This is a genomic window from Gordonia sp. i37, from assembly GCF_002043085.1.
Taxonomy (GTDB): Bacteria; Actinomycetota; Actinomycetes; order Mycobacteriales; family Mycobacteriaceae; genus Gordonia; species Gordonia polyisoprenivorans.
On record NZ_MVPX01000357.1, the window covers coordinates 40,653 to 53,328 of the forward strand.

The following is a 12,676-nucleotide window of genomic DNA, read 5'->3' on the forward strand; positions in this document are numbered from 1 at the left end:
CCACTAGCCCTTTGATCCGGTCCAGACCAGCTCGGTGACGGCACCGAGATCGGCTGCCGTGATGGCCTCGGTCAGTCGCTTCTCGGACGCCTCGATGTCCGGGAGCTCGCCCGCCCCATCCACGCCGATCACCTCGAAGTCGCACGCCGTACGCAGTCGCAATCCACCGTCGAGGAGTGTCGCCACCTCCCAGTCCGCCAGCGCCAGTAGCAATTCAGTCGCAGATTCAGGGAGCCCGTAGGAATGGATCTGTTGCTCGTCGATCACCACGAACAGGGTGATCTTGTCGGCTGTGTACTCGGTGCGATGGTGCGGAACCATCCCATAACCTCGATCCGACGTACGGCCGGCGTCCTTGTCGAGGTTGTTGTTGACGCTGTCCTTCTTCACACCGCCACTGACCGCAGAATTCACCCCTTCCGCCTCAATGAATGCCGACACTGCCCGGCTGATCTTCGGCTGCCAGGGCCACGACCCCTGCGCGAAGAACACACCGTGCAACAGGCTCAACGGGTCCAGTGCGTAGATCTCCGAGTAGACCTTCCGCAGGTCGAGCGGCTTGTTCTTCACCAGGCCGAATCGCTCGACGAGGGTCTTGCGAAACCCCACACCACCATCCTTTGCATCGAGAACATACGCCGACGCCAATCGATGTGCTTCGAGCCGACTGCTGGTGAGGAATCCGCCGTCCGCATCCACGACCCGGACATACGGAATTGCCTCGACCGTCGACACAGGTTGCTGTGCTGCCTCATCCCAGGTCGTTCCCTCGAGGTGATTAGCCAGCGACTGCACCGACTCCACGAGCAGTCGTGTGTCACCACCCGGTCCGTCGTAGGTGGCGGCTCCCAGATCGGGAAACCCTGTCGGCTGGAAACGGCTCCCCACAACAGGTTCCAGGAGATACTTACGGATGTCACGCTTGCTGGCCATGGGTGGCCTCACTTTCTGATTGGTGATCGTCTGCCAGGTCGGATTGTGGTGATTCGTCGTCGATGATCTTGGGCGAGAAGGTGAACTGTGGTGCTATTGCGTGGTGCGGAGACCGCGGCAAGAGGGCGGTCGAGATCTTCTGATAGTCCGACCGAGACGGGACTGTCGACACGGCGACGCGACCTGCCTCATGAATACGTTGACGCGCGAGCAGCACGGCACGATCCACGTTGCCACCGACAAGTGCTCCGAGTACCTCGGCGGTCAGGCCTTTTGTTGGCTCGTCAGACTTGTCGTGGCCGTTTGCTCCCGACGCCGATGCCGCGATCCCGTTCCGCAGCAGGCCAAGAAGCCCCAGCGCGGGCTCTGGAATCACCGCATCCAATCCGGGTGAGTCGAGCTCGATTCGCTCTCCGCTCCAATCGAAGACGAGCAACGCGTCGAACCACTCGGCGACTTCCTCATCGTCCAAACCGCCGGCAGCGAACTGATGCAGGTGCGCAAGCGGCACGGGGATACTCGATGGCATCGCGATGCCGGAGATGGAATCCCCCCCTGCACTCATGACGTCATCAATCGCACCGGCATCGATAGCGACTCGTGCCAGCAGGTCGGTCATCACAGCAGCGAGTGGACGAATTCCGTAGCCGGCAATCTCGCTTCGCTCCCGCCACGCAGGTCTCGACGTTCCTCCGGCCATAATCGGAAGTAGCAGGTCCCGAGTTCCCACCCACGGTCCGTCACTCCACTTCAACCGGAGTGATGCCAGTCCGAGTGCCAGTCGAAACTCCGGAGTCTCGACGAGAGTGTCGAGGAGCGTCGCATCCCGGAGGATCGTGAGCATCTCCTGCCCGCTTCCACGCTTGGTCGCCCGTGGCCACACGGATTCCTTCACCGTCCGACTGCGACCGACTGCAACCTCGAGTCGGGTCAAAGATCGCAGCAGTGATCGGAGGTGGCTGAGTCGCTCCGCGCGAGATCGCTTCCGCGCGAGGTCGACACGCGCCGAATCAAACCTCCGCCTTTCCTCGGTGACCGTTCCCGGAAGCCCGGTGGTTCTACCGCCGAGTCGTTGAGGCCAATCCTCGACGAGTGCCACCACACGCAGCAGCTGATCATCGGTGACATCGACTGTGTCTGCTCGAATAGCCGAGAATGCCAGTCCATTTCGTTTGGCGATGATGAACCGATCGAACTCCGATACCACCGCCGACACCCCCTGGGTTCCGACGGCAAGGTACATGTCACCAGATCTGGTCGCAGTCTTGCCGCGCCAGGTCGCACGACCTTCCACAAAGATTCGTTGGATGGCCGGCCAACGCAGCCAGTGGTTCCACCATGGCAGCCAGACCTCGCCGCGAATGTCCTCGTCGTCGCTTCCGGAGTCGAATCCTGCGCTCGAACCGCGGGTCATGAACGTCATGGCCGCGCCTTTGTCCACGCTGGATTGCGCGGATATACGACGAGCCGGCCCGGCCTCGAACAGTGTGGCGCCCTCCACCATCAGGACGAAGAGCCACGGATTCACCACTGCGGGCGCTGCGCCGTACGCCGATGAGTTCGGGGTCCCCGCAGTTCCTGGATCGAACTGTCCGACCGACGCTTTCACCAGTTTCTCTCGCGACGTCCCGGCAAGCGCATCCTGCGCCCACCCGAGGCTGCTGCGTTCGGCTTTCGCATCGGTGGGCAGCACGTCGAGCAGTCGCTGGTGGTAGTTGCTGGAGAATTCCAGACGGCCGTCGTTGCCGCCAGAGCCGAGAAGCGGTGGGAATGCCAGGTCGTCGTTGCCGAGTACCACTACCGCCGAACGCAGCCACGGCAACATCTCGTCGGGACATCTGTTGCCGATCTCCCGGATCAGGTCGCGCTTGTCCCCCCCTTCTGCGCGCCCGTGTTCCAGCAGACGATCGACAACGCCCACCGCAGCTCGCAACACCGATACCCGGTCCCGATCCGAAAAGTTGATCAAATCGTCGAGAATCGCTCGCTGATTCCGGTCCTTCTCCCCAAAGCCTGAGCCACCATTCCACGGGCTCAGCACAGGCCTTGGCCTGTACTCGTCGACCAGCCATCGGGCGATGTCATCCACTGTGGTATCGATAACGAGATCATCGCCGTCGACGCGGGACCGCAGGTCAGGATCACGCTGTTCAGCGAGCACTCGCACCAACCCCAACGCAGCAAGTGATCGCTGCAGATTGCGTCCTCTCGCAGCCACAAACCGATGTTCAGTCATGCGCTCGCCTGTCCCTCATGAAGTGCGCTCGCATTCCAGTCCGCGATGCGAACCAATGCCTCGAAGTACGCCAAGCGAAACGGACCATATTGTCCCAGAAGGCGATGGACCATATCGGCCCATACCTCAGCGGTATCCGAGACCGCCTTGAACGGCTCAAGCTTGATGGTCGCGGTGCGGGTTTCCACGTCGAGCAACCGAGGAATGATGACCTCCCCGGGCGAAAGTCCGAGTACACGTTTCGCGTCACCGGAGTCGTCGCGGACCTGCACTCGGACCTTCCCATGGTGCGCCGCGATCAAGTACCGCACCAGATCCCGGTCACGAGCCGGTTCGAGAAGATCCGCATATTCGGCGTCGAGCAGCGCGACACTGGCCAGCTCGTGCCGGAACGACTTCACATCGTCTGCGTACACGAGCCGTCCGCGCCCCGGCGATTTCGCCCACACCTTACCTGATTCGGGGACCTCTACTGTTCGCTGAAGAGCGTTCTGCCACAGGGGATGTGCCTTGCCGATGTCGTGGAGTCGCGCGGCCAGCACGATGTCGGCCCGGAGTTCCGCGGCGAGATCGAGGGCGTTGACGATCGATTTCGCTTGGTCTTCGGCTTCTCGGAGATGTTGGTCGAGCTCCAGCCAGTCCCCGAAACCGATGGCACCGCTATCAGAGGTATTGCCGTCACTCCCCGGCTCCTCGGCGCCCTGCGGTCCGTCGGCGGGCGCGTCGGCAAGCACCGGAACCGGCGCGGAAGACTTGGGGTCCAGCCCGAACCCGGTGGTGTACCCACCCTTCTCCGCATCGATGACGAATACCTGGCCGGGACGGATCGGCATGCTGGTCTTGAGTTCCGACCACCGCGCATCACTCCATGCGGGTTGCGCGACGTCGAAGAACCACAGCGGTTTTCCGGCAGAAAGAAGGTCTCTCACATCACCGATCCGCGCCCGACAACGGTGGTCATGCTCCGGCAACCGCAGATCCTGACTCGGCCGGCTGGTACCAACGAAGTCCACCCAAGCGATCTGGACGTCGGGGTCGTCGGCGTCACGGATGAAAGGCGAGATATCCGGGTCGTTGCCGGAGAGATCCGGGGAGGTGTCGAACAGTGCGTGAAAGTCGCTGCGCCGCAACACCTGAATGGCAGGAGCGGAGGTCTTGACCTCATCGGCGAGATCCAACAGCCGGGCGTTGGTCACGGCCTGACCCTCCAGCTCACGCAGCGCCCCGGCCGTAGCCTCGACGTCCTCCAACTCGTAAGGACTCCTCTTGCCGGACGCGAACCACCAGAGCTCGGCGTCGTCGGTGATTCCGGCCCGGTTACAGCGACCCGAGCGCTGGATGAGCGAGGGCCACGGAGCGGCTTCGGTGATCAGGGTCCGTGCATCGAGGTCAACGCCGGCCTCAATCACTTGAGTTGAGACCACCACGGCGTTGTCGAGATGCTGAAGTTCATCGAGCTTTCCATCGCGGTCGACCGGCCGAAACCGCGAATGCAACAGAATCACCCTTGTTTCACCAAGTGGGGGTTTGTTTCCCGCTAACCGTTTGTACACTTCGACAGCGGTGGCGACGGTGTTGACGATGACCAGTGTGAGTCCCCGACGATGGTGCGCAGCAACCGCTTCGGCAATCGCTTTGGGGTTCGCCTGGGCAATGGACAGTTCGCGGACGACCCGCTCGGCATCGAGGCGTTGTCGCACTTCGGGTGTCAGGTCCTCATTGGTCAGGCGAAGCACGTTGGCTTCGGGTGTCAGTGGATTGTTCACGGTGTTGAGCAAGTTCTCATCGACTGTCGCGCTCATACAAGTCAGGCCAACGTTCAGAGCAGCGGACTCACGCTGGAACGCGGCAATCTGCCGAGCGGTGACGGTCGATGCGGGCGCAAGCTGCGTCTCGTCGACGACCAGATGCGTGTCATTCCACAGGAGTCCGGCGTCGATCGGATAGACACCTCGGCTCGAGCCGTAGCCCCGCATCAGCATCCGACTCACGATCATGTCGACCGTGCCGACGATGATCTGAGGTTTGCCGGGCGATCGGCGCCAGCCGTGCCCGTTGGCGCCGATGCCTCCGACGAGCTGCACGACATCGATCGCGTCCTTGAGCCCCAGCTCGTGAATCCACTGCGGAATCACCGACATCGACTGCCGGGTGAGCGTACGCATCGGAAGCGCGAGAACCAGACGGCGCGAGACCTGACCGGTCTCGTCATTCAGGTACCGCCACAACCAGCCGAGAACGATGGCAGCAGTCTTGCCGAGTCCGGGCGGTACATCGATCACGTCGGGGAGCTTCGCGCCGTCAGTGGCGACACGCACCTGGTAGGGGTACGGCTGCCTCCCGGTCGCCTCACGGAAGAAGTCGTCGAACGATTCGAACTGCAACATGCACTGCTCCTTCGAGTGCGTAGGTCGCTGGTCCCATAACTGTCAGTACCAACTGGTGTACTGATGATGCATCGCGTCAAGGCGTTCGGCAAGTGCTTGCGTTGCAAGTAATACAAAGTTCCCCTATTGGGGGGACGGATCGCGGTGTCGTTCGTTTGCGTTGCAAGAAATACGCCTCAATGGAGTCCCGACCACTGCCGGGAGGCGACACACAACCGCGGCACTCAGTGCGGGCGCAACGGGCGATCCACTCCCCACTGTGCCAGAAACGGGGTTCAGATACTTTCGCCGCGACCAAGGCAGCGACGCAATAGCATGCGACAGCTATAACATACAGGCGATGTAACATACACCAGGCGTATGCTAGGGAGGTTGGTATGCACTTCGTCAACCGCGCGCGCGAGCTGGCCGAGCTACGTCGGTGGTAGGCGTCCGAAGACAGATCGCCCGGCATCGTGTGGGGTCGACGCCGGGTCGGCAAGACCGTGCTCATCAGCGAATTCGCGCGAGATCTTCCGGGAGTCATCTACACCGCCACCGGTCAGTCAGAGCGCGGTGAACTCATCACGTTCAGTCGGGAGGTCAATCGGCAGGGACTCGCCGGCATACGCGACCTCATCGGTCGGCCATTCGCAGACTGGGACGACGCGCTCGAACACCTGTCGACTGCTGCCGCCGACCGCCAGATCCTGCTCGTACTCGACGAATTCCCCGAGATCCTGCGGTCCACTCCACGCCTGGACAATCTGCTGCGCGCGTTCCTCGAACGCACCAGGAACAGCTCGCGATTGCGCGTTCTCCTCTGCGGCTCCGCGGTGCGAGCGATGCAAGAATTGCAGGCCGAACGTTCGGCTCTGTTCGGACGATTCACCCTGCGACTCCATGTGCAGCCGTTCGAACCATGGGAGGCCGCCCAGATCCTCAGCGGAATCTCCGCGCGGGAGCAGGCACTGATATACGGCCTGCTCGGCGGAATGCCGCTATACCTCAATTGGTGGGACACATCGGCCTCGATCACCGACAACCTCCGTCGACTGGTGATCGCTCCGTCGGCGCCGCTGCTCACCGAGGGTGAACTCGTGATGGCAACCGAACTCGAGGCTCAGGAGTCCCCCGCCGCGGTGTTGCACGCGATCGCTTCCGGTCGGACGCGATACAGCGAGATCCAGGACATCACCCGATTCAACCCGACGCGTACGCTCGATCGCCTTGTCTCGCTGGGAATTGTCGAGCGGATGGTCCCCGTCACCGAGAAAGAGAGCTCGACGCGACGCCGAATCTACCGCATCGTCGACAACTTCCTCGCGTTCTACCTACGAGTTGTGGAGTCGTACAAAACCGAGATCGAACGCGGACTGGGCGAATCGATCCTGCCCGTGCTGATCGACACTCTCGATGACTTCATGGGTGACCGATGGGAGGACATGGTGCTTCGCCATGTCAGACGTATGGCGGCAGCTGGAACCATCGGACCCGAGATCGTGCGTGTCGGTCGTTGGTGGAACCGTACGTCTTCTGTCGAGATCGATCTCGTCGCGCTCAGCGGCCGAGCCGAGACGGTCACCCTGTGCGGAAAGGTCAAGTGGCGCAGCGACATCAGCGACCCCGGATTGCTGCGCACGCTACGAGACAAGGCGGCGGCTCTCGTCGACGACGTCGACTCGATCACCTACCTTCTGGCCGCACGAAATCGGATCAGCCTTACCGACAACATCCTCGCGGTGACCCCGGACGATGTGTTCGGACCGCAGCCCTGAACCCTTCTCGTTCGAACGGGCCTCGCCGGCAATGCCCTACCGGAACACACTCCCCTTGTTCTCCGACGCCTCGACGCGCTCGACGATCCAGGCGGAGATCACCTCGAGGTTGCGTTTGCGCGCGGTTTCCTTGCGCGTGTCGAGTTCCTGTTCGGCGATGATGTCACGCAGTTGCTCGAGATCCAGCGACGCAAGTCGCTCCCCGAGTCCGACAGCTCCCGACTCCCGGTAGACCACAAACGGGTCAAAAGCACCCGGTTGCCGCGCGACCTTCTTCTTGGCCGGTGCTCGCTTCCGCGGCGCCCGTACCGCAACGGGCGCCGTCGCCCCGTCGTCGCGCAGCGAGTCGATGACGCCGACGAGTGCCGCGGCAAACCTCGTGGACTTCTCCGCCTCGTCGATGATCACCCGCGTCAGCCCGGCAATTAGTTGCGCCGCTTGCGGATTCTTGCTGTCGAGCTGGGCGAGGGCTCCTCCGATGGCGGAGTACTCCGTGCGGCGGCGTGCGTCGTCAGAACTCATTCGATCTTCCCCTGTGCCTCGGTCATCACGTCGACGGTGAGGGCGCGGAACTGGTCGAACTGCCCCTGCGTGCCGTACTTGGTCTTGAGCGTCCCGTAGCCGGCGAACTCCGCCGCCGCAGCCACCGAGTTGGCCTCGTTGATGTAGCTGGGCAGCACGTTCTGGATGGTGGGGTCACGGCGTAGACGTTTGGTCGTCGACCGGTGCACAGCGGAATTGGCCTTGTACTTGGTGATCACCACGCCCAGTTCGACGATGGTCCGTCCGATCTCCTCGCTGAACTTGCGCACGCGATTCTGGATCTGCGGAATTCCATAGGTGGACAACACATCCGGGATCGTCGGGATGATGTAGGCGTCCGCCGCGGCCAGACCGTTGAGGGTCACCGGTCCGATGTTCGGCGGGCAGTCGATCAGGACGTAATCGTAGAAGTCGATAACCGGCGCGATCGCCTGCCGCAGAAAGCCGGTGCCCCCGTCTGCTACCCCGCCTTGCACGCGCAGGGCGCTCAGTTCTTCCTGCACCTCGATGAGATCGAGCGACGACGCGAGCAAATCGACGGTCGTCACCCGCTTCACCGGCGACACGCCCCGCTCGATCGCCTCGTCGAGCCGGAAGTACTCGGTGCCGTTGACCGCGTCGGAGAACAGCGTTGCCAGGGTCCGGCCGTTGGTGTTGAGCTCGAACCACCGTGCCTCGCTGATCATCATCGTGGTCAGGTTGATCTGCGAGTCGAGGTCGATGAGCAGCACTCGCTGACCGAACTCCGCCGACATGAACTCAGCGAGTCCGCCGGTGACGGTGGTCTTGCCGACCCCGCCCTTCAAGCTGATCGTCGCGATCACCTTTGCCATCGAGAACTCTCACCTTTCTTGTGATCACGCATCGACAATCGCTCCTGCTCCGTCCTTGCGGACGGTGAATCCGACCTTCGGCGAAGGATCGGCCAGGTATGGAAGCGCGTAGGAGAACAGGGTCGCCACGTCACGCGGGTCGGCCACACCGCGCTTGTGCGACTTGATATGCCGGCTTCGCGGCGGTGGGTCGCTGGCGAACAACAGGATCATCGCGCCGCGCGTCCGCTTCCGGAGCTGCGCCGCGAGTGGACCACCGACGTCTTTCTTCGGATTGCCGGCGATGTGCTCGATGGCATCCCGCTCGCGCACCGCGGTGCCGGTGAATCCGGTGCGGTACTCGGCCTCTTCACGTTTGCGGTTCACGAGAGGAAGTTCTCTCGGGTAGTCGCCGATCATCACCGGCTTCTTGGTCTTCGGGATCGGCAGCAGGATCGCGAGATCTTCCAGCGCACCACGCTCGATCGCCGACTCGAAGGCCTTGCGGTGTGGCTCGAAGTCCCAGTTGGCATCCCACACGAACTGGCTGATCGCGTCGAGAACGACGTCGGCACCGACGATCCCGTAGCTCGCCTCGAAGATCCGTGGCGTCTGGTCCTTGTCGATGAACGAGAACGAACCGGTACGCTCGAGTGCGTCGAGCAACGGACGAACGGCGCGGAAATGGCTCGCATTGTTGGCGCCGTCGCCGCGCGGGGCCTGCATCGTGAAACTGAAACTCTGGCCGCCGACGCTGCGATAGCTCAACTCTGCGTTGTACATCTTGTTGGTGGCGGTCGGCTTGAGCCATGGCAGCCGCTGGAACACCATCGGCGGCACGTCTCGTGGCGTGACCATCGGCTCGCCGGCTTCGTTCAGCCCCTTGAATCTTCGCAGTTCGTCGCGGAACTCCTCCTCGTCGCCGACGATGGCCTCGAACGCGGCATACATGTCGACCACCGTCCCGCCGGGTCCGGGAACCTCCCGACCGATGAACAGCCGCACCAGATCTCGGTATCCGGGGCGGAAACCGAACCATCGACCCATCTGCATCAGCGTGTCCGCCTGTGCAGTTCGCCGGGTGTAGTAAGTGGTGGTCAGCCCTTCGACGGTGAAGCCGCGGCTCAGCTTGGTGCCGCCCACCAGGATCTTCCACACCGAGCGTTCCTGGAAGTCCAACGGTTCCTGTACATAATCCTTGTCCGCGGCACCGTTGACGATGATCACCGGACTGATCCCCGCGCCGATCCGGTCGCATGCCTCCCCGACGAACTCCTCGAGCTCGTCGAAGGTCTGAGGGGTCGGTGTCCCCGGCTCGGCACGATCGGCCGAGACCACACGAAAATCGCTGTCCCACAGCCCCTCCAGGCGCGCCAGTCCGTGCGGCTGACTGTAGCCTGCATTTTTGCAGAGACTCTCGAAGTCGGCGGCGAGGGACTCGTGCTCCTGCTGTTTGACCGATTCGTGCACGAGCATCGTGTGGTGACGGAAGTCCCCACGAACTCCCCGGCTCTGCCGGAACAATTTGATCGCCCCGGCCAGCACGTAGGAGTCCAGCGCCCCCAACCGTTCGGCGTCACGGTCCTCGTCGCATTGGGCTCGCAGACCCCGGACAAAGGCTTTCTCGTTGGAGTTGGCAGGGGTCTTCTCGACCGTCTCGGAGAGATCATCGCCGAGGTCGGTGTCGCCGTCGTGGAAGTCGGCACCACCCATGTACTGCTTGGGGCGGTCGAGGCTGACGATGAAGTCGTTCGGGAAGATGTTCACTGAATCATCCGGATCGACAAACACATTCGCGAACGGTGTGGCGGTGTAGCCGACGTACTGACTGCGTCCGAGCCGCTCGAGAAGCAGCGAGATCTGTTCGTTGATCGCGGTGCGCTCGATCCGCCCTGCGGCAAAGCTCTTGGGGTTCTGCGTGTTCACCGACGCCTGGTCTGCTTCGTCATCGATGATCAGAGTCGGGAGCTGGTCGAGCGGTGTAGGGATCCGTCCGACGTCGGCGACGAGTTTCTTCAGCACCGCCGCGTTCTTCTTGACCACCGCAACCCGAACGTTGCTCTGGAAGAGGTTGACCGGGTCGAACAACGGCTTCGAATGATCAACGAACTCGTAGTGCAGCGTGCCGATCCCCTTCGCGAGCGCCTTGTAGTCGTCGACACGACCGGTCAGTCGACGGATGGCGGGAGCCTCGTTGGAGTGATTCGGGTCGAGCACGTGATGGAGGAACTTGCCGGCGTGCCAATCCTCGTCGTTGGCGTACTCGACCTCGTCGATGTTCTGCATGCCGATGAGTTCCATGTCGAGCCGACGCTGGGTCTGACTGCGCAACAACTCGATCGTCCCGGTCAGCACGATCACCAACCGATACCCGGCGTCGATCGCCTTCGCGATCACACCGGTGAAGTTGGCAGTCTTGCCACTCTGCACGTAGCCGACGACCAGCCCCTTGGACTGATACGGCTCCTCACGAGTCGGATCCGCCAGACGCTGCACGACGGCGTTGGTGGCCACCTCCAGATCATCGACGGTATCCCCGTCCCACCCCTTGTCGAGGAGGAGTCGACGATAGGCAGACCAGTAGAAGTCCTGCGCCGCACGCCGTTCCGGCACGTACCAGGGCTCCCAGGGCTGCGGCGCAACGATCACCGTCGGCCCGCCGGTGATCGGGAAATCCTCGGTGAGCGGCTCGAAGGCCGCGGGCGGAATCCCGAGGAGCGTATAGATCAGGGTCCTGCGTTCGGGGGTCTGTGCCTCGGTACCACCGGTCCACGCCGCAGCCTCTTCGGCGTCCCAACGAATCAGGGCCGATCGCACCGCCGACTGGACCGACGCGGCCTCGTCGGAGACCATGACGTCGACCACCAGATCCATGGTGACGGCGGAGGGGTCGTGTCCGGCGTCCATCACGCGCCCGGCCACCGCGCCGAGAAATCGAGTCGGTGCGAGGTCGGTCGTGAACTCTCGGACCAGGGCGTCAATCACCACGTCGATCACTTCGGACTCCCCTCGTCGGCGGCGAGCGCCGCGATCAGGACACGTTGCCAGGCATCCATCTGCTCGACCTGTCTGGCACTATGCCGCACGGCGTCGAACATGTCCTGGGCAAGGAGGTACACCAGAGTCCGCAGCACCGGAACGTCGTCGGCGGAACGCCGACGCCCACCCAGTTGGGTGCGGAACCGGGCGTTGAGCCACAACGTGCGTGACTCCAGATCAACTTCGAAGAACCGATCGGCGGCCAGCACCCGCCACCCGATCGCGACCGGCTCCGCCGTGTCCACGAACGAGAAGCTGTCGGCGAACTCGTCGGCCACCTCATCCGGTAGACCGATCCCGGGTTCGACGACGCTGATCGGTCGGCGCTGCACACGGCGGGCCGCGACGGCCGTGGTCGCCGCGTCATCGAGGTAGTCGTCGGTGAGCGCCTGGTGCAGCGCGGCGGAGAGCGTCGCGTCCAGGGTCACCCCGGACTTCTCCGGATTGATGGTGATGTGCTGGGCGAGAACGTCATCGAGGTCGACACTCACTCGTGCCAACGCCCAGTCCGGCCGGGGCCGGAGCACGCCGAGCCACCCGGCGGCATGGAGCAGGCGGTCATTGCGGTAGACGAAAAATCCCTGCGAGTCACGACCGGGTAGGCCACCGATTTTGTACTCGGGTGCCGAACTGCGAGCCGGCCAGATGTGCGCCTGCACCGCGTCGCGACCGAGGGCCGCCAGTGGCCGCGGGTAACCGGCTCGCCCGCTCACCCGGTAGCCGAACGGATCGATTCCGCGCACCGTCCGCGGTGCTCCGGCACGTCCGATGGCCTCGTCGAGAACATCGATCGTGATCGCCAAGCCCGTGGCGATCAGTCGGTGGAACACGAGGCCGAGGTGCGCCACCAGATCACCAACGACGGTCTCGAGCCACGCGACCTGCTCTTGCGCCGACGCCGTGTTCGGAAAGGTACGGATACCCCGCCATTCCACGACGGTGCCGGTCTCGAACGGAAAGCGCGGCCGC

Annotated in this window: 8 protein-coding genes and 1 pseudogene; 2 read left to right on the top strand and 7 right to left on the bottom strand. The window is 63.1% G+C overall.

The annotated features are described in order from the left end of the window. Positions 1–3: 3 nt before the first annotated feature. The 3 genes from cas7u to B1964_RS17370 are packed head-to-tail and all read right to left on the bottom strand — an operon-like array spanning position 4 to position 5,556. Positions 4–933: a type I-U CRISPR-associated RAMP protein Csb1/Cas7u gene (gene cas7u, locus B1964_RS17360; RefSeq protein WP_079930644.1), complete on the bottom strand. Its 930-nt coding sequence runs from the start codon at positions 931–933 to the stop codon at positions 4–6. Then, a complete protein-coding gene (csx17, locus tag B1964_RS17365) occupies positions 917–3,169 on the bottom strand; it encodes a type I-U CRISPR-associated protein Csx17 (protein WP_079930645.1) in 2,253 nt (750 codons plus the stop codon). Before csx17 ends, cas7u begins: the two co-directional genes overlap by 17 nt. After that, on the bottom strand, positions 3,166–5,556 hold the full coding sequence (locus B1964_RS17370; RefSeq protein WP_079930646.1) for a CRISPR-associated helicase/endonuclease Cas3: 2,391 nt from the start codon (positions 5,554–5,556) through the stop codon (positions 3,166–3,168). Before B1964_RS17370 ends, csx17 begins: the two co-directional genes overlap by 4 nt. Positions 5,557–6,002: 446 nt before the next feature. On the opposite strand from B1964_RS17370, the pseudogene B1964_RS31445 reads away from it, so the two are divergent. Continuing rightward, positions 6,003–6,533 (top strand): annotated as a pseudogene (locus B1964_RS31445) (ATP-binding protein); the annotation flags it as partial. A gap of 258 nt (positions 6,534–6,791) precedes the next feature. After that, positions 6,792–7,313 carry a DUF234 domain-containing protein gene (locus B1964_RS31450; protein ID WP_290440714.1) on the top strand — a complete coding sequence of 174 codons (522 nt, stop codon included), beginning with the start codon at positions 6,792–6,794 and terminating at the stop codon, positions 7,311–7,313. 36 nt (positions 7,314–7,349) lie between these two features. On the opposite strand, the gene B1964_RS17380 is transcribed toward B1964_RS31450, so the two are convergent. The 4 genes from B1964_RS17380 to B1964_RS17395 all read right to left on the bottom strand — a co-directional run. Further along, positions 7,350–7,835 (bottom strand): hypothetical protein, encoded by a 486-nt coding sequence (locus B1964_RS17380; RefSeq protein WP_079930648.1) that lies wholly within the window; start codon positions 7,833–7,835, stop codon positions 7,350–7,352. Beyond that, positions 7,832–8,689 carry a ParA family protein gene (locus B1964_RS17385; protein WP_006370421.1) on the bottom strand — a complete coding sequence of 286 codons (858 nt, stop codon included), beginning with the start codon at positions 8,687–8,689 and terminating at the stop codon, positions 7,832–7,834. Before B1964_RS17385 ends, B1964_RS17380 begins: the two co-directional genes overlap by 4 nt. Before the next feature lie 24 nt (positions 8,690–8,713). Beyond that, complete coding sequence (locus B1964_RS17390) at positions 8,714–11,665, bottom strand: Z1 domain-containing protein (protein WP_079930649.1); 2,952 nt, start codon at positions 11,663–11,665, stop codon at positions 8,714–8,716. Further along, positions 11,662–12,676, bottom strand: a 1,015-nt coding sequence (locus B1964_RS17395) for an ATP-binding protein (protein WP_079930650.1), incomplete at its 5' end; no start/stop codon positions are given. The genes B1964_RS17395 and B1964_RS17390, both read right to left, overlap by 4 nt.

Bases quoted from the DNA above. Each gene is read 5' to 3' on its own strand.
- csx17 (WP_079930645.1), bottom strand. From the start codon at position 3,169: ATGACTGAACATCGGTTTGTGGCTGCGAGAGGACGCAATCTGCAGCGA.
- B1964_RS17370 (WP_079930646.1), bottom strand. From the start codon at position 5,556: ATGTTGCAGTTCGAATCGTTCGACGACTTCTTCCGTGAGGCGACCGGG.
- B1964_RS17380 (WP_079930648.1), bottom strand. From the start codon at position 7,835: ATGAGTTCTGACGACGCACGCCGCCGCACGGAGTACTCCGCCATCGGA.
- cas7u (WP_079930644.1), bottom strand. From the start codon at position 933: ATGGCCAGCAAGCGTGACATCCGTAAGTATCTCCTGGAACCTGTTGTG.
- B1964_RS31450 (WP_290440714.1), top strand. From the start codon at position 6,792: ATGGTCCCCGTCACCGAGAAAGAGAGCTCGACGCGACGCCGAATCTAC.
- B1964_RS17385 (WP_006370421.1), bottom strand. From the start codon at position 8,689: ATGGCAAAGGTGATCGCGACGATCAGCTTGAAGGGCGGGGTCGGCAAG.